17 protein-coding genes and 1 pseudogene are annotated in these 18,966 nt (G+C 33.7%); 17 read left to right on the top strand and 1 reads right to left on the bottom strand.

Annotated elements, in window-relative coordinates; translation table 11 throughout:
• Positions 1-86: 86 nt before the first annotated feature.
• The 16 genes and pseudogenes from JFU20_RS05345 (at position 87) to bcbE (ending at position 16,729) form a co-directional block, all read left to right on the top strand.
• The gene (locus JFU20_RS05345) at positions 87-299 is read left to right on the top strand and encodes a DUF6366 family protein (protein ID WP_002012365.1); all 213 of its coding nucleotides are present in this window, start codon (positions 87-89) and stop codon (positions 297-299) included.
• A gap of 219 nt (positions 300-518) precedes the next feature.
• A complete protein-coding gene (locus tag JFU20_RS05340) occupies positions 519-2,822 on the top strand; it encodes a glycoside hydrolase (RefSeq protein ID WP_002165947.1) in 2,304 nt (767 codons plus the stop codon).
• Positions 2,823-3,179: 357 nt separating this feature from the next.
• Entirely contained in the window at positions 3,180-4,181 is a 1,002-nt protein-coding gene (locus JFU20_RS05335; protein WP_002165946.1) for an LCP family protein, read from the top strand.
• Positions 4,182-4,243: 62 nt separating this feature from the next.
• A pseudogene (locus tag JFU20_RS30690) lies at positions 4,244-4,504 on the top strand (sensor histidine kinase); the annotation flags it as partial.
• Positions 4,505-4,634: 130 nt separating this feature from the next.
• Positions 4,635-5,456: a peptidoglycan-N-acetylglucosamine deacetylase gene (locus tag JFU20_RS05330; protein WP_002012370.1), complete on the top strand. Its 822-nt coding sequence runs from the start codon at positions 4,635-4,637 to the stop codon at positions 5,454-5,456.
• Positions 5,457-5,471: 15 nt separating this feature from the next.
• Positions 5,472-6,128, top strand: coding sequence for a YkyA family protein (locus JFU20_RS05325; protein ID WP_002165945.1), 657 nt, complete (start codon positions 5,472-5,474; stop codon positions 6,126-6,128).
• Positions 6,129-6,286: 158 nt separating this feature from the next.
• Positions 6,287-6,967, top strand: coding sequence for an MgtC/SapB family protein (locus JFU20_RS05320; protein WP_002012374.1), 681 nt, complete (start codon positions 6,287-6,289; stop codon positions 6,965-6,967).
• Positions 6,968-7,044: 77 nt separating this feature from the next.
• On the top strand, positions 7,045-7,581 hold the full coding sequence (locus tag JFU20_RS05315) for a GNAT family N-acetyltransferase (RefSeq protein ID WP_201038414.1): 537 nt from the start codon (positions 7,045-7,047) through the stop codon (positions 7,579-7,581).
• A gap of 250 nt (positions 7,582-7,831) precedes the next feature.
• Entirely contained in the window at positions 7,832-9,640 is a 1,809-nt protein-coding gene (locus tag JFU20_RS05310; protein WP_201038413.1) for an IucA/IucC family protein, read from the top strand.
• A 67-nt stretch (positions 9,641-9,707) separates the two neighbouring features.
• On the top strand, positions 9,708-11,549 hold the full coding sequence (locus tag JFU20_RS05305) for an IucA/IucC family protein (protein ID WP_201038412.1): 1,842 nt from the start codon (positions 9,708-9,710) through the stop codon (positions 11,547-11,549).
• On the top strand, positions 11,536-12,774 hold the full coding sequence (locus tag JFU20_RS05300) for an AMP-binding protein (protein WP_193663769.1): 1,239 nt from the start codon (positions 11,536-11,538) through the stop codon (positions 12,772-12,774). The genes JFU20_RS05305 and JFU20_RS05300 overlap by 14 nt, the downstream gene beginning before the upstream one ends.
• The gene (asbD, locus tag JFU20_RS05295) at positions 12,771-13,046 is read left to right on the top strand and encodes a petrobactin biosynthesis protein AsbD (protein ID WP_002064932.1); all 276 of its coding nucleotides are present in this window, start codon (positions 12,771-12,773) and stop codon (positions 13,044-13,046) included. The genes JFU20_RS05300 and asbD overlap by 4 nt, the downstream gene beginning before the upstream one ends.
• 24 nt (positions 13,047-13,070) lie before the next feature.
• Positions 13,071-14,075 (top strand): DUF6005 family protein, encoded by a 1,005-nt coding sequence (locus tag JFU20_RS05290; RefSeq protein WP_201038411.1) that lies wholly within the window; start codon positions 13,071-13,073, stop codon positions 14,073-14,075.
• Positions 14,076-14,089: 14 nt separating this feature from the next.
• Entirely contained in the window at positions 14,090-14,932 is an 843-nt protein-coding gene (locus JFU20_RS05285; RefSeq protein ID WP_201038410.1) for a sugar phosphate isomerase/epimerase family protein, read from the top strand.
• A gap of 122 nt (positions 14,933-15,054) precedes the next feature.
• Positions 15,055-15,261 carry an alpha/beta-type small acid-soluble spore protein gene (locus JFU20_RS05280; RefSeq protein WP_000113539.1) on the top strand — a complete coding sequence of 69 codons (207 nt, stop codon included), beginning with the start codon at positions 15,055-15,057 and terminating at the stop codon, positions 15,259-15,261.
• A 238-nt stretch (positions 15,262-15,499) separates the two neighbouring features.
• On the top strand, positions 15,500-16,729 hold the full coding sequence (bcbE, locus tag JFU20_RS05275) for a bacillibactin exporter BcbE (RefSeq protein WP_002086126.1): 1,230 nt from the start codon (positions 15,500-15,502) through the stop codon (positions 16,727-16,729).
• Between the two features lie 48 nt (positions 16,730-16,777).
• On the opposite strand, the gene JFU20_RS05270 is transcribed toward bcbE, so the two are convergent.
• Positions 16,778-17,395, bottom strand: coding sequence for a LysE/ArgO family amino acid transporter (locus JFU20_RS05270; RefSeq protein ID WP_201038409.1), 618 nt, complete (start codon positions 17,393-17,395; stop codon positions 16,778-16,780).
• Positions 17,396-17,517: 122 nt separating this feature from the next.
• On the opposite strand from JFU20_RS05270, the gene JFU20_RS05265 reads away from it, so the two are divergent.
• A complete protein-coding gene (locus JFU20_RS05265; protein WP_201038408.1) occupies positions 17,518-18,960 on the top strand; it encodes an aminotransferase-like domain-containing protein in 1,443 nt (480 codons plus the stop codon).
• Positions 18,961-18,966: the final 6 nt, after the last annotated feature.

The raw sequence follows: 18,966 nt of genomic DNA, 5'->3' as shown, positions 1-18,966 counted from the left end.
CTAGCATCGCTAGCTTTCTTTACGTTATGGAGAATCTATTTTAAAGGGGATTTTTCGGAATGAACATTAATTTTAGAGGTGATTATATGAGTTCAAAAGAGTCACCAGAAGAAAAAAGAGAACGCATGAGACAAAGTGAATTGAAACATAATCCTACCGGTTCTTTGAATGATGGACTCAACAGGGCGGAATCAGGTAGCCCTGCTGATATGACAGGTGGTATGAATTGGAAAGGTACAGGGATATTAATTTTAGTGCTAGTTGTAGGATATATTATATATAGTCACTTTTTCAGTTAAGGAAAGCTTGATGGAATTTAGATTTGCTTGATCTAATTATTAGTGAGAATAAAAAAATAAGGATTAAAGTCCCACTGTATTACATATTTTCTTTAAACAGATTATAGTTATACGTAAATTTTTTTGCTCATAATAGAGCTAGCATAATGCTAGCTCTATTATTTTTTGCCATATTCCTGTAACAAACCTCCTGTATATTCATTGGTGGAGGTGCAGAAGATGAAAAAAATGATAGCGATATGTCTTCTTACAACATTGTCATTTTCGACTTTAGTCGGGTGTGATGTAAAAGGTAATGATGCTTTACAAGAGTCTAAAATAAAGAAAGCGACGTATAAAGATTTTACTTACGATGTAAATCCTGAGACTTTTACGTTAACTGTAGAACATGATGGTGTAAAAGAACAGGCATCACAACCGTTACCAAAAATGAAGGTATCGAATTTGAAAAAAGACAAGGATCATACATCATGGGAATATCCGGATCAAAAAGTAAAAGTAAATTTAGAAAAGAAAAAAGACCACTTAAATATTGAAGTGGAATCGACTGGTGCAGAAAGTTTTACATGGCCAAAAGTGCAAGCTGAAAATTATACACTTCCGTTATGGGAAGGTAAGCAAATTCCGAGTAATGATGAGAATTGGAAGAAGTTTTTAAAGGATGATGCATATTCATTTGCTGAATCATTTTCTATGAAGTTTTTTGCATTAAATGGTTCTAAATATTCGATCGTATATATTGCGAACAATATGTTTAATAATGAATTGAAATTTCATTCAGATCCAAAAATAGGATTTGATTTTACACATGAATTCCCGAGTATAAATAAAAATAAAACATATGGATTTCAATTATATGTGACAAATAATGATGCAGTAAGTATTGCTAAACTGTATAAGGATAATATTGCTCGAAAAGGTGATTTTAAAACATTAAAAGAAAAGGCAAGAAAAAATAAAGAAATCGAAAAACTTTACGGGGCAGCTCATTTTTACTTTTGGAATCAAAATGGTTTATCAGAAAGTAACGTGAATTGGCCGAAGTTAAGAGAGCAAATAAATAGCCCGGTGTTTAGCCATATAAAAGAGCTTATTCAAAAGAATAGTTCAGAGCCTGGGGAATTGAATGTATTTGAGCAGGTGAGTAAACAAGACTTTATCGATAAGTACCAAAAAAATGTTATTTTACGCTATACAAACGAAGTATTATCTATGAAGGAATTGTATAAAGAGGATATTTTCCCGAAAGTTAATCAGGAAGCTAGTGTGTTATTAAAGAAAGGTGTAGATCACTTATCGAAGACAGAGCTGTATAGCTTAAATAAACATTTATTAAAGTCAGTACTCGGTGATGCAGTTGAAGAAGTAAGTAAATGGGGTAAAGCAGATGGAACGGATATAATAAAGGAAATGAAAAAAGTAGGGATAGACAAAGCGTGGATTGGTCTACCGAACTGGGAACAAGGATTTATGCAGCCTAATTTCGTTACAGAAGCTAAGGAAATGGGATATTTAGTTGGTCCGTATGATTCTTACCATTCTATTCACGAAAAAGGTGATAAAAATTGGAACACAGCTTCCTTTAATGACCCATCGTTATATGAAGAAGCCACTGTAACGAAGAAAAATGGTGAGAAAGTGCAAGGGTTTTTAGGGAGAGGCCGAAAATTAAATCCGACATTATCACTTCCTAGTGTAAAAGAACGAATGAACGATATATTACAAAATGGCCCGAAATATAATTCATGGTTTATTGATTGTGATGCAACAGGTGAAATTTACGATGACTATTCAACAAAACATGTAACGACACAAGAACAAGATTTAAAAGCACGATTACAACGAATGGATTATATCGCGCAAGAAAAAGGGATGGTAGTAGGTTCTGAAGGTGGAAATGATTTTGCAAGTAGTACAATTGCATTTGCGCACGGAATTGAAACACCAGTTATTAAATGGGACGATGAAGATATGAGGAAAAACAAAACAAGCCCGTATTATGTCGGTGGATATTGGTCACCAAATCAAAATGTTCCAGAAAAATATGCAAAACAAGTACCGTTGAAAGAAGAATATAAACAAGTGTATTTAAATCCAGTATATTCGGTACCGTTATATAAATTAGTATACAATGATTCCGTTATTACAACGCATCACTGGGAATGGGGAAGTTTGAAAGTAAAAGATGAGGTTGGAAATCGTATGTTGTATGAGTTATTGTATAATGTTCCTCCTTTGTACCATTTAGATGAAGTAGAGTGGAATAAGCATAAAAAAGAAATTACAGAGCATCTGAAAGTTTGGAATGAAGTTCATGAAAAGGCAGTAAAAGAAGAAATGACGAACTTTGCATATCTGTCAGAAGATAAGCTAGTACAATCTACTTCATATGGAAAAGATATTAAAATCATTGTGAATTTCTCAAATAAAGATGTAGAAATAGAAAAAACGAAAATAAAAGCAAAGTCAGCTTTAATTAATAATAATGGGAAGCAAATGATATACACACCAAATGAGAAATAATAAAGTGAAACTTTAATCAGTGGGGGATTTATCCCTCACTGATTATTAGTCATCACCAATCAAAATTGTACGGCACAAACTGGACTCTTTATTCTTGCTAAATTGTGAGGTGAAAATCTTACTACCTGCAAATAACAGAATAATAAATATGTAAATTAGAATATTACGAAATATTAGTTTTTTAAGTTGATAAATAGTGACTTGCCAAAAATAAGTACAGGAGTATAATGTGAAATGGAATACATGTTGGATTCATGAAGTAACCTTACAAAATTGTAAGGTAATTGAAAGGAAATTCAATATGAAGATTAATAGACTTACATTATACTAGGGAAAGAGAAAGAGAGGCGAATGGGTATGAGCTCTGAATTAGAACAAAACACGAGAAGTAATAAAAAACGTTCTAAAAGAAAGTCATTAAAATGGTTCATTTTAATTCCATTTTTCCTACTTGTTTTTGGAGGAGTAGGATATGGATCGTTTATATATAACAAAGCAAAAGCTGTTGTAAGTGATGCATATGCAAAAATTGATAAGTCATCAAAAAGGGACAAAGAAGTGGAACCTTTAAAGGATAATATTTCGATTTTAATCATGGGTGTAGACGGAAGTGAAATGAGAAAAAGCCAATATGGCGAAGCGGTTCGGACAGATGCACTTTTACTAGCAACAATTAATAAAGATGATAAGTCAGTTAAATTAGTAAGTATTCCGCGTGATTCACGCGTTTATATTCCATCTAGAAAGAAATTAGATAAAATTACACACGCACACGTATTTGGCGGTGTTGAAAGTACAAGAGATACAGTGGAAAGATTTTTAAATGTTCCAGTTGATTATTATGTGAAGTTTAACTTTGAGTCATTTGTACAAATTGTAGATTCAATTGGTGGTATTGATATTGATGTACCGGTTACTTTCACAGAACAAGATAGTAAAGACCAAGCAGGTATGATCCATTTAGAAAAAGGTTTCCAACATTTAAATGGAGAACAAGCCCTTGCACTTGCGAGAACGCGTAAAATTGACAGTGACGCAATGCGTGGTCAAAGGCAACAACTTGTAATTGAAGCAATTGCGAAAAAAGCTATGTCTGTTCAATCAATTAGCAAAATGGGCTCTTTACTTGATGCAGTTGATAAAAATATGAAAACAAACTTAACGTTTGATGATATGCTTGCTATTACGAAAAATATGGCAGGATCAGATTTGCAAATGGAAAAGATGCAAATAGAAGGAACGGATAAACGTATTGGTGGTATTTATTATTACATTCCAAACGAAAAAAATGTGAAAGATATTTCGACTAAGTTAAATGAGCATTTAGGTGTTACACCAAAACCAACTCGAAATGAATAAGTATAAAAAAAGGTTGGCCTCAGCCAATCTTTTTTTATGGAAATGTAGTGCTTCATTTATTTTTAGTAGAAGGGCTACTAGTTTTTTCACGTCTACAGTTAAATCATTTTAATTTATATAAACAAAAGGTGCAATTGTACGATATACTAGAGGAAAGAATTTGGTAATTAACTCCTAAAATAGAGAAAATAAATTCATCTCATTGCAAGTTGAAAGCGAATTGAATTGATGGAAGATCAAACAGGTTAAAACAAATCTTCTTGAAAGTTGTACATAGTGCAATCAAGAATTGGTATGAAAAGAATAAAGAGTTTGTTGAGGCAGGAACAACAATTTTGATAAAACTCCCACTATAATTTATATAAAGTTTATATAGTGTAATAAAAATAAATAGATGTATAATTATATTGGGTGATTTATATATAAGATTAATAGGGAGAGGAATTCGATAGAATGGAAAAGGCTTTTAAAATTAAACGAGTTGCAGTTGTTTCAGTAGCGATTGCAATAGTAGCTATTGGGTATTTCATGTTTCAATCTATTACTTCACCAGCAAAAGCTGTTGCGAAGCAAGAAAATATAGTGCAGCTTGCAAGTGAACAACCGAAAGTTGAAATGAATAAAACGGCACCAAGTCGTTTTAATGGACAGGAAAGAAAAGTTGCTTACCTTACATTTGATGATGGGCCAGGAAAATATACGGCTGAATTATTGAATATGTTAAAACAGCATGATGCGAAGGCGACATTCTTTTTAATTGGTGCGAATGTAAAACAGTTTCCTGATTTAGTAAAACGTGAAAATGCAGAAGGACATTATGTTGGAATGCATAGTATGACACACAATTTTGCGAAGTTATATAAAAATGGCGAGTATGTTAATGAAATGAAAGAAGATCAAGGCTTAATCGCAAATATTATTGGGAAAGCCCCTAAATTAACACGTCCTCCATACGGATCGATGCCTGGTTTAAATGAAGGTCTCCGAAATAAAGTAGTTGAGGATGGTTTAAAAGTGTGGGACTGGACAATTGATTCTTTAGACTGGAAATACAATAAAGTACCAGTGGATGCAGCGGCAGCGCAAATCGCTCAAAATGTATTAGCTGGTGCAACAAAACCGCAAGAAGTCATTTTAATGCATGACATTCACCCGCAATCAGTTGCTGCTGTGCCAGCAATTTTAAAGGGTCTAAAAGAAAAAGGTTATGAATTTGAGGCATACCATGAAGAGAATCACTTCCCAGTGAATTTCTGGCACGATAACCGTATGTAATTGGAGGAATTGAAGTTGAAGTATGGAAAAGTAGCAGTAGTTGGAGCATTATCAGTAGGATTATTATCAGGTTGTTTCGGTGAAAAACCAGAAGAAAATTTATATACGGCTTTTGAAACAGCGGCGACACAAGAAAAATCGTTAGCTGATGATACGAAAAAGTTAGAGCAATTAGAAAAGCAAGGGCAAGAACTATATTCTCAAATTTTACAAGAAGGTAAAGAACATAATGAAGCAGTCACGAAGAAGATAGAGGAAGCTACTGCAAATGTAAATGAGCGTGAGAAAGTATTGAAAAACGAGAAAGAACTGTTAGAGAAAGCTCAGAAGGAGACGAAATCAGTTCAAAGCAATATAGAGAAGATTGAAGATAAGAAATTACAAAAACAAGCTAAAGCAGTAGAAGAGTCGTATAAAAACCGTTATGCTGCATTCCAAAAAATGAATGAGGATTACACGAAGGCGTTAGCGAATGAAAAAGAGCTGTATGAAAAATTAAAAGTAAAAGAAACGAAGTTAAAAGAAATTGGTGAAAAAGTTAAAACTGTTAATGAGTTAAATGTGGAAGCTCAAAAGGCGAAAGAACAATTTAATAAACACACAAAAGAGTATAATGACAGTAAATTAGCATTTTATAAAGATGCACAAATTAAAATTAAAGAACAAAAATAAAGAAAGATCTTAATTATAATAAAAAGCCGGGGAAACATTGTCAAAAATGTTTTTTCGGTTTTTTACTTTAAATGAATAGAAAAGACTGGAATTGATATCATAAAAGAGTTATAGTGAAATATTCGAAGGGAAACATTGTAAAGTAAGGAGAAGGAATTATGTCATATGAATTTTTATTCAAATTAGGTTTAGCACTCTTTTTAGGATTATTCATCGGAATAGATAGGCAGCTAAAGAATAAACCGCTTGGTGTGAAAACAAGTATGGTTATTTCCGTAGCGAGTTGTTTAATTACAATGGTTTCAATTGAATCAGTGAATGTTTATTCTGTACCGGGTCATACAAACATGGATCCAATGCGTCTCGCCGCTCAAATTGTGAGTGGGATTGGTTTTCTTGGAGCAGGGGTAATTTTACGAAGAAATAATGACGTTATTTCAGGATTAACGACAGCCTCTATGGTATGGGCCGCTTCAGCACTAGGTATTGCGATTGGTGCAGGTTTTTATATACAAGCGACGGTTGCTATGATTTTAATTATATTAGCGATTAACGTACTTCCGCAAATTGTGAAAATTGCAGGCCCTTATTCATTAAGACAAAAGGACTTATCTATAAAAATTACCGTAAACAAACATCGAGAGTTAGACGGGATTTTTAAGCAAATTAAAAATTTAAATATGCAAGTGAAACGAGTGAAAATTAAAGATATTGATAATGGGGCATCTCAGCAATTGGAAATGGTCATTTTAGCTCCAGAAGATTTATATACAACTGAATTATATAGTTCTTTAAAAGAAATCGATCATGTTGTTTCAGTAGAAGTTGAAAGTAGATAAAAAGAGTGATGAAAATTCACTCTTTTTTTAATGCATACAAAACATTTTGCTATAATTATTTTCTAAGGGGGATGAGTATGGTGGAGATACATATTAGAAAGGCAATAAAAGATGATATTTCGGCAATTGCAAAAGTGCATGTGGATAGTTGGAAAACAACGTATAAGGGGATATTCTCTAATGGGATTTTAGACAATATAACGTATGACCAACGAGAAAAGCTATGGGAAAGTATATTTCAAAAAGAAGACGGGCATCAATTTAGGTTTGTAGCAGAAACGTTAAATGGTAAAATAATTGGATTTATCGATGGGGGAGTTGAAAGAACAGGTACATATAATTGTGATGGGGAATTATATGCAATATACCTTTTACAAAAATATCAAGGAATGAAGATAGGACAAAGATTATTTCAAGCATTGCTATCGGAATGTAAAAAAGATAATATGCAATCTCTGTTAGTTTGGGTTGTTGCTAATAACCCTTCTAAAAAGTTTTATGAAAAATATAATCCGGAAAAAATTGACACGAAACTTTTAGAAAGACTAAATGTAGAAGAAATAGCATATGCTTGGCGAGATATGGATTGTTTATACAAATCACTATCAATCTAGAAAACGATAATGTTATTATGTAAACCTAATTTAGGAGAATGAAAAAATACATCAATTATTATATTGGTGTATTTTTTTGTTGACGGATTAAATGTTTTGAAAAGGTGAAAAGTTTAGTTAGATAAAAAAATTCTGAAATATACCTTTAAATGATTATCATTATCAATTAAAATCATAGTTGATAATAAAATTCAACTGTCAGAAGTTTCATGAAAAAATGATAGTGTTCGTCTAAAAGAGGAGGAGCAGTATGCAGCATGCGAAACAAATCGCGGAACATGCAACAATACAAAGCTTTTTAAATTGTTATTTAAGAGAAACAGGAAGTGGAGAATGGATTACGGAGGATAAAAGGATAGAAAATATTTTCTGCCATTCATTTCAAAGAGACGCTACCCCCACTTATTTATGCTGTCGGTTATCGGCACAAAACGTTACTTTGTATGGGGAAGTTATATATAAATCGTCAACGGACCGTCATCTATTTGGAGAACAATTTTATTACCAAATTGGCGAAAATAAAAATGTTATTAAAGCAGATTATATTACGGTTATTATGTTTTTAATAAAGGAAATGTCTATTAACTATGGAGAAGGTACGAATCCTGATGAACTTATGCTTCGAGTTATCTATAGTTGTCAAAATATTGAGAAGTTTATACAAGGAAGGGAGCAGGATACAGCTGAATTATATGGTTTCCATACGACTTTTATAGAGGCGGAGCAATCTTTATTATTTGGACATTTAACTCATCCTACACCAAAGAGTAGACAAGGTATATTGGATTGGAAAAGTTCAATGTATTCTCCTGAATTAAAAGGGGAGTGCCAACTTCACTATTTTCGGGCACATAAAAGTATAGTAAGTGAAAAGTCATTGTTACAAGATTCTACAACGGCGATGATAAAAAAGGAATTAAAGAACGATGAAAAGGTAGGTCAAGAATTTATTGAAGAGTACTGTCAAGAAGATGAATATTCATTAATTCCAATCCATCCGCTACAAGCAGAATGGCTATTACATCAATCTTATGTGCAAAATTGGATGAATCAAGGTGTACTTGAATATATCGGTCCAGTAGGTAAGTGTTATATGGCGACATCATCACTTAGAACGCTATATCATCCTCATTCGAAGTATATGTTCAAGTTTTCATTCCCTGTAAAGGTCACGAATTCAATGCGTATTAATAAATTGAAGGAACTTGAGAGTGGACTTGAAGGTAAGGAAATATTGAATACTAAAATTGGAGAGGTGCTAGAAAAGTTTCCAGGATTTGATTTTATATGCGATCCGGCCTTTATTACTTTAAAATACGGGGCACAAGAGTCTGGATTTGAAGTGATTATTCGAGAAAACACATTTTATAGTGAAAATGAAAATGATGCAACGCTTATCGCTGGATTAGTACAAGATGCAATTCCGGGTGAAAGAACTCGTTTAGCAAATATTATCCACCGCTTAGCGGATTTAGAAGGTAGAAGCTGTGAAGAAGTAAGTTTAGAGTGGTTTAGACGATATATGAATATCTCTTTAAAGCCGATGGTATGGATGTATTTACGTTATGGCGTTGCATTAGAAGCGCATCAACAAAATAGTGTTGTTCAATTGAAAGATGGTTATCCAGTTAAGTTTTACTTCCGTGATAATCAAGGTTTTTATTTCTGCAATTCAATGAAGTCAGTGCTAGATAATGAACTAGCAGGTATTGGCGAACGTACTGGGAATTTATATGACGATTACATTGTAGATGAAAGATTTCGTTACTATTTAATTTTTAATCATATGTTTGGACTAATTAACGGTTTTGGTACAGCAGGATTAATAAAGGAGGAAATTCTTCTTTCGGAATTAAGGTCTGTACTTGAAGCGTTCCTTCCATATAACCGCGAACCTTCTACATTTTTAAGTGAATTGTTGGAAGAAAATAAATTGGCATGTAAAGCAAATTTGCTAACGAGATTTTTCGATGTTGATGAACTGACAAATCCTTTAGAGCAAGCAATTTATGTACAAGTAGATAATCCACTCGTTAGAGAAGTGGCTGTTCGTTCATAAGTAGTGCTAAAATTTCACGTAATACAAATAATGGAATTTGATATTCCGTATTATAGCGGAGGGATTTATGAAAGAAGAAGTTTATCACATAAAAATATTGAAGGCACTCCAATCAAAAGAGTACATTTCAGTAAGAAGAAGAGTATTCCGGCAATTAGTAGAATCGTTAATTTATGAAGAAATCATTACGCCGATTCGTATACAAAAGGGAGAGCAAATACTTTTTATTATACAAGGTCTTGATGAAAAGGATCAAAATGTAATGTACCAATGCTATGGGCGAGAACGTATGACATTTGGGCGTATTTGTTTACATGACTCATTAATAATGAGAGTTCAAGATGAGGAAGAAGAAATACAATCAGTTTCACAATTTTTACAGGAGATTTTTCGAATTGTTCAAGTGGATCGAACGAAATTGGATTCTTTTATTCAAGAATTAGAACAAACAATCTTTAAAGATACGATTGCACAATATGAGAGAAGTTGTGAAGAAGACTATCTTGCGAAATCTTATGATGAGCTTGAAAGTCATTTAATAGATGGACACCCGTATCATCCTAGTTATAAAGCACGCATCGGGTTTCAATATCGTGATAATTTTCAATATGGATTTGAATTTATGCAACCAATGAAAATTATATGGATTGCAGTTCATGAGAAATATACGACTGTAGGATATGAAAGTGAAGAGAGTTATAACTGTACCTTTAAAGAAGAAATTGGTGAAAAGAAAATCGAAGAGTATATGGATCGTATTCGAACAATGGACTGTGATTCGAAGAAGTACATGTTTATACCTGTTCATCCTTGGCAGTGGGAGAACTTTATTATTCCGAATTATACTGACCATATACAGGGTAAATATATTATTTATTTAGGGAAATCAGAAGATGATTATTGCGCGCAGCAGTCGATGCGGACATTAAGAAATGTTACGAATCGAGAGAAACCATATGTAAAGTTATCAATGAATTTACTCAATACTTCAACTATCCGTACATTAAAACCACATTCGGTTGTGAGTGCACCTGCTATATCGAATTGGTTAAAAGATATAGTAAATCATGACCCTTATTTAAGGGATGAATCGCGTTTAATTTTGTTAAATGAATTTTCGAGTGCTACGTACGATGCGAATAAAAAAGCTACGTATGGCTCATTAGGATGTGTTTGGCGCGAAAGCGTTCACAAATATTTAGATAAGAAAGAAGAGGCAATCCCATTTAACGGTTTATATGCCAAGGGAAAAAATGGGACACCAACTATTGATTTGTGGTTAAAGAGATATGGAGTAGAAAGCTGGTTACAATTGCTTATTCAAAAAGCAATTATCCCAGTTGTACACCTCGTTGTAGAGCATGGAGTCGCATTAGAATCACATGGACAAAACATGATTTTAGTTCATGAAGAGGGAATACCAGTCCGTATTGCACTAAAAGATTTTCATGAAGGACTGGAGTTTTATCGTCCATTTTTGAAAGAACTCGAAAAATGTCCTGACTTTACTAAAATGCATAAAACATATGCGAATGGTCAAATGAATGATTTCTTTGAAATGGACGGTATTGAATGTTTACAAGAAATGGTTTTAGATGCGCTTTTCCTATTCAATCTAGGTGAACTGGCTTTCGTGCTGGCAGATGAGTATCAGTTGAAAGAGGAACAATTTTGGATCATTCTTGTTGAAGAAATAGAAGATCATTTTGAAAGATTTTCGCATTTGAAAGAACGTTTTGAAGCATTACAATTATATGCACCTACATTTCATGCAGAGCAATTAACGAAGCGTCGTTTATATATGGATGTGGAATCGCTTGTTCATGAAGTTCCAAATCCATTGTATAGAGCAAAGCAACTTACAATACAAAAATCAGTTGTTACAGGGGGAAATCATGCTAATCGTTAATAAACAAGAATTTAGCAAATATGATTTTGAATTGAGATTACAAGGTTACGAGGGAGTGGAACAATTTCAAGAAGCAGAAGGAAATAGATTTGCACTTTGTCTGAAAAATCCATTCGATATTATTACGCTTGTGTTTTTCCTAAAAGAAAAAAGAGCATCTGTACTACTTATTCATGAAGATACGCCAAAGGATACAGCTATTGAAATGGCAAAGCGCGCAAAGTGTACTGCACTTTTATACGGAGAAAGTAACGACTTTACAAAATTAGAAGTTCCAAATCTATTACAAGAAGAACCGTCTTTATTGCAGTATAGTTCAGGTACAACAGGAGAGCCAAAACTGATTCGTAGAGCATGGACGGAAATTGAAACAGAAATTGCTGCTTACAATGAAGCTTTAAAATGTGAAGAAGACGAAGTGCCAATTGTAATGGCTCCAGTTTCACATTCATACGGATTAATTTGTGGCACGTTATCAGCAATTACGAGAGGTAGTAAGCCTATAATCATTACAAATAAAAACCCTAAATTCGCATTAAATATAGTTCGTAATACCGAAAAACATATCATATACGCAGTACCACTTATGTTACATATTATGGGGAGTTTTCCACAAGGGACTTTTCAGTTTCATAAAATTATGACATCAGGATCACCTTTGCCAGAAACGCTATTTTATAAGTTAAAGGGCATGACGAAATACATGATGCAGCAGTACGGCTGTTCTGAAGCTGGTTGCATTAGTATATGTCATGCTATGGAAACACATTTGGATTTAGGAAAACCACTTCCTCATGTAAGTATTAACATAGGTTCAAATGAAGATGAACCTGAAGAAATCGTAGTGAAAATTGCTGAAAAGGAGATTTATACAAAAGATTTAGGTTATAGATCTGAGCAAGGCCTTCATTTCATGGGGCGAATAGATGATGTTATTAATGTGTCCGGTCTAAAGGTATTTCCTATAGAAGTGGAAGAAACGATGCTTCGATTAGAAGGTATTCAGGAGGCGATTGTATACCGGGGCAAGCATCCTGTGATGGGAGAAATAGTAAAAGCGAAAGTAGTCTCTCGTATTGAACCAGTACAAATACGAGAATGGTGCATACAGCATCTACCGTCTTATAAAGTGCCACATGAAATTGAAAATGTAGCAGAGATTCCGAAAAATAAAACAGGGAAAGTAAGTCGGAAGTTATTAGAGATGGGAGAGATAACAACATGAGTCGTGAAATGTTAAAAGAAGCAGTTTTAAGTATTATGAGAGAAAAAATGGAACTGAAAAATGTAACGCATTTAGAAGAAACGATGCGTTTAAATCAAGATTTATATATAGATTCGGTAATGATGTTACAGCTTATAGTATACATAGAAATGGATTTAAAGCTATGCGTTCCAGAGGATGAGATAGACCCAAAGGCGTTTCTTACTGTAGGATCTTTGCTTGACTTTATGGAAGAGTTACAGCCGTTACACGAAATAAATGTGAATAACTAACCTTTTAGGAAAGTGGATGAGAGTATGACTTCAATTAAAGTTCACTGTTTAGTGAGTTGTTTTTGTGAAATTATAAAAAGGCGTAGCGATATAGATTTCCGTCCATTTTATTTCGGATTATGGGATGGAGATTTTGATATAACAGAAGGCGGGATTATTTCTTATCATTCCGAAAACATTAATCATGATAACTACTTACTTTGGTATGAAAAATTGTATGGCATTAAAGTGAACGAATGGTACGATCATTCAAAAGATAAAAGTAGCAATGTAGAAACATTTTTAGAATTAGTAGAAAATAAGCCGGAAAATCGTTACGTAATTGTAATGGTTGATATGTCTTTATTGCCTGAGAGAGAAAATAAGTTTCATCAAAAACCGTTTCCGCATTACTTAATGATATCGAAGACAGAGAAAGAAGAGGAATGGTTCATGCTTGATCCTGATTTTCGCTGGGAAGGGAATATGGAAAGAGAAAAAGTGCTCCATTCTGTTAAAGACAACCCATTTGGTGGAGGCTATATCATTGATATAGAAGGAATTCAGGAGCCAACACAAGAGATGGTAGAAAGTTATTTCATGGAAACATTCAAAAAAGATGATAATGAACTAACAATGGAATTAAAAAAATTAATAATAAAAATGGTAAATGAAGAGGGTGGGTATTCACTTTCCGGGCTCGTAACGGCAGTAAAGCAAATACCCGTATTGGCAATACGTAAATATAGCTATGAACATGCCTTTGCATACTTCCGTGAAACTTTACAATATTCGGAGCAAGAATTTGATTATTGGTGTGATCGAGTGGAAGACATTGTACAAGGATTTACAAATGTACAGTACCGTGCTATTAAAATGGCAATGACAAATAATAAAGATATGTTATTACCAATTGTTGAAAAACTTGATGAAATGAATACAATTGAACTGCAAATTAAGGATGAACTAGAGAAACAGTTTCTGTTATGGAAAGAAATGATAACAAATCAGTCTTTCTTAACTAATACAAGTTCATTGAATTTAAGATAAGGGAGTTCAAACCAATGAAATATTCGCTATGTACAATTTCATTTCGCCATCAACTAATTTCATTTACTGATATTGTTCAATTTGCATATGAAAACGGTTTTGAAGGAATTGAGTTGTGGGGGACCCATGCACAAAATTTATATATGCAAGAGCGTGAAACGACAGAACGAGAAATAGATTATTTAAAGGATAAAAATTTAGAGGTCACGATGATAAGTGATTACTTGGACATATCATTATCAGCAGATTTTCAAAAAACGATGGAAAAATGTGAACAGCTGGTAACACTAGCTAATTGGTTTAATACAAATAAAATTCGTACATTTGCCGGGCAAAAAGGTAGTGAGGATTTCTCGGAACAAGAGAGAAAAGAGTATGTAAAGCGAATTCGCATGATTTGTGATCTATTTGCTCCGCATAATATGTATATACTATTAGAAACACATCCAAATACGTTAACGGATACTTTGCCGTCTACTTTGAAATTGTTAGAAGAAGTAAATCATCCATATTTAAAAATAAACCTTGATTTTCTTCATATATGGGAGTCTGGTGCAGACCCTGTAGATAGTTTTCATCGATTAAAGCCGTGGATACAACATTACCATTTTAAGAATATATCATCAGCGGAGTATTTACACGTGTTTGAACCAAATAATGTATATGCCGCTGCTGGAAGTCGTATAGGAATGGTTCCATTATTTGAAGGTATTGTAAACTATGATGAAATCATCCGGGAAGTGAGAGGTACTGATCATTTTGCTTCGCTTGAATGGTTTGGGCATAATGCGAAAGATATATTGAAAGAAGAAATGAAAGCATTAACGAATAGAAAATTAGAAGTAGTAAGTTCATAAGGTGAAATGATGAAAGAGTCTCGTTTAGGAGATTCTTTTTTTATTTTAGCGATAACCAAAAATTACCATGTATTTAATTTCGGATTTGATACAGTTTAATATATATAAGGAGGTGATCGGTAATGGCTAGAAATCGTAACGCTAATCAATTAGCATCACATGGAGCACAAGCAGCTCTAGATCAAATGAAATATGAAATTGCACAAGAGTTTGGTGTACAGCTTGGAGCTGATACTTCTTCACGTGCAAACGGTTCTGTAGGCGGTGAAATTACAAAACGCCTTGTAGCGATGGCAGAACAACAGCTTGGTGGCGGATATACTCGCTAAATGTAGAAGGTTATAGGAGAAAGGAAGGATTCTTCCTTTCTTTTTTATTTTCAATTAATTGGTATGGATATATTGTGAACAGGATTCAAAGAATAGGAGTAATGCTATATTTTACCCAATTTCTTTTGTTGTAAATGGAAAGTAGTAAAGATGAAATAGCCCTGGTGGAATGTAAACATAATTTCCAGCAGGGCTATTATATGGTAAGAAATATATGATGAAAGGTTCCGAAATCAACATGTTAAAAAAAGAAAACTGTTGTTTAATTGCACTTGCATCAGTTCCACTTGTTATGACGCTAGGTAATTCAATGCTTATTCCAATCCTGCCAACCATTGAAAAGAAATTACATATTTCATCTTTCCAAGTATCCATGATAATTACAATTTATTCTATCATTGCAATTATACTTATACCGATTGCTGGTTATTTATCAGATAGATGGGGACGAAAGATGGTAATGGTTCCAAGTTTATTAATTGCAGCTATTGGAGGAGCGATAACGGGATGGGTATCATGGAAAGTTGATAACCCTTATGTTTGGATTCTTATCGGAAGAGCAATTCAAGGGATAGGTGCTGCTGGTGCTATGCCAGTTGTCATACCATGTGTCGGTGATTTATACAAAGATGAAAAACAGGTTAGTGCAGGTTTAGGAATCATTGAGACGTCAAATACATTTGGAAAAGTATTGAGTCCCATATTAGGATCAGCTCTTGCAGCTATTGTATGGTTCTTACCATTTTGGGCGATTCCAGTTTTATGTGTAATATCGATTGTTTTACTACTGGTACTAGTAAAGGCGAAGAAACAAGAAGAAGAAGTCCCACCACTTAAAGAATTTATTCAATCTATTATCTCTACGTTTCGAGAAAAGGGAAGATGGTTAATTGCCATTTTTATACTAGGTGCAATTATTATGCTTATTTTATTCGGAATACTTTTTTATCTGTCAACTATACTGGAGTCGAAGTACGATATTCATGGTATATGGAAAGGGTGTGTACTCGCTATTCCTTTACTTGTACTATCACTTAGCTCATATATGGCTGGTAAAAAAATTGGAGATAAACAAGATATTATGAAAAAGTGTATCTATATTGGATTTTTACTGGCTGCTGCATCTGTCTTCTTACCTTTATTTCTAAAAGGAATCTATTTGCTACTTCTTTGTCTCGTTATTATGGGGGGAGGAATTGGTATGGTGTTACCATGTCTAGATGCTCTTATTACACAAGGGATTGAAAAAGAGCAGAGGGGGACAGTTACGTCATTTTATAGTTCAATGCGATTTATCGGTGTAGCAGCTGGACCACCCCTGTATTCTTTTTTTATGAAAGGGGCAGACCATGAAGTGTTTTATTTAACAAGCATCTTCGCTGCTATTGGTGCTGTCATAGCAATTATTTGGATTAAACCAGCAAAAGATAAAATGATGTTAAAACAGAAACCGGAACCAACTTCATAATGCGAAAGAGAATTGCATGCCAATTACATAACATGCAATTCTCTTTAATTAGTTAGGAAAAACAACTTGTTGTAACATATAAAGTGCGACTCCCCATATGATTAGCCCTGAAATTTTATTTAATACTATAATCGTTTTTCCTGTCGAGTCAAATCCTTTTAGAAATTTTCCAGCAAAAGCTAAACTAATAAACCAGATCCAAGAAACTATAATTGTTGCAAAAGTGAAAGCCCATTTCTCACTTCCTATGTACTGTATAGAGTTTGTTCCGATTACACCAATTGTGTCTAAAATTGCGTGTGGATTTAGTAATGAAACTGATGCGGCGAAAATAATTTGATTTTTTAAAGGCATGCTTTTTTCTTGTTTTACATCATTTGAAGGATCGCTTCTCCAAATAACCCAGCCCATATACATAAGAAAGAAAAATCCAATCATATACAAGGTGGTTGTTAACCAAGAGAAAGTTAAGAGGACAAGGGAGACACCTTGTACAGCAATTAATATTAATAATGTATCACATATAGATGCAGTCAAGACTACAGGAGCAGCTCGCCAAATATTTGGTTGACTAGCGCCTTGGTTAAAGACGAAAACATTTTGGACACCTAATGGAATGATAAGACCAAATGCAAGGATGATACCGTGAATAATTGCTTCACTCATCAGATTACCTCCTACTTAATTTGATTAATTATGATAGTCTATATTGTATAGAAGAAATGAAAATTTGTATCCATCCATATGGTTGGATAGGTTACCAACCATAAAATATGTGAGGTGATATAATGGAAAGGCTCGTTTGGAAACCTAATATGTCTTCATCTATTCCTTTGTATAAACAAATAGAATCTTATATAAAAGAGAGAATTGTTAATGGGGAATGGACAATTGGAACTAAATTACCTTCACAAAGAGCTTTGGCGCATGCGTTTGAAGTGAACCGAAGTACAATTGTAATGGCTTTCGATGAGTTAATAGCAAAAGGGTATATTGAGGGGAATGGACGGAAGGGAACAATTGTTATAAAAAATAGTGAGAATACTTCAACATATGCCCCGCCTCCAAACTGGCAGTCTTACGTAGAAACAGGACTTCATTATCCGAATCTTCCTGCTGTACAAGAGATTAATCAAGCTGAATTTACTCCCAATGTAATTCGATTAGGAACAGGTGAACTTTCACCGAGTCTCTTGCCTGAGAAAAAGATGAAGGGTATTATTAATAAAATTTTACAATCAAATGTTCCACTTGGGTATGAGGAACCGAAAGGGAATCTCCATTTAAGAGAAAAAATTGCGGAATATTTAAAAGGGCATGGGGTATATGTATCTCCTGACTCTATTTTAATTGTTTCAGGGGCAATTCAAGCATTGCAGCTTATTTCTATGGGGCTTCTTCCGAAAGGAGCGTCAATTTTATTAGAAAAACCATCATATTTATATTCGCTTAATGTATTTCAATCAGCAGGAATGCGCTTGATTGGAATACCAATGAATGAGAATGGTATAAATACTTCATACATTACAAGATATAAGAAACAATTTAACGCATCTATTTTATATACAATCCCATCTTTTCATAATCCGACCAATTTTAGTATGAACGCTAAGAAGAGGGAAGAAGTGATGGAGATATGTAATGAAATTGGATTACCTATTATTGAGGACGCGGTATATCAAGATTTATGGTTCGATGCACCAGTTTCAAAACCTTTAAAGGCATATGATAAAAATGGGATCGTGCTACATATTGGAAGTATGTCCAAAGTCATTAGTCCTGGTTTAAGAATTGGGTGGGTTGTTGGATCAGAATCCGTTATTCAAAGATTAGCAGATATAAAAATGCAAACTGATTATGGTTCAAGTTCTATATCCCAGCAGATTGCAGCGGAGTGGTTCGAAAATGGATTGTATGATGAACATTTACAGTTTGTAAGAAGTGAATTGAAAAAACGTAGAGATTTTATGATAAGTATGTTAGAAAAGTATTGTAGTGGCATTGCAACTTGGCATGAGCCAGTAGGAAGCTTTTACATTTGGCTACATATAAATCTACCAATCTCGAATCGTAGTGTATTTGACAAAGCTTTACAAGAAAAGATTTTATTAAACCCAGGCACTTTGTATGATAGAAGTGCTAACCAATTTTTACGTCTTTCTTATTCCTATGCAACTGTAGAAGAAATTGAAGTTGGAATAAAAAAGATCGCGCAATTAATTAAAGGGTAAAAGGAG

Source organism: Bacillus sp. TH30 (assembly GCF_016650875.1).
Lineage (GTDB): Bacteria > Bacillota > Bacilli > Bacillales > Bacillaceae_G > Bacillus_A > Bacillus_A mycoides.
The sequence above is the reverse complement of the archived record's forward strand: the minus strand, read 5'-3'. Positions and strand labels throughout refer to the sequence as shown.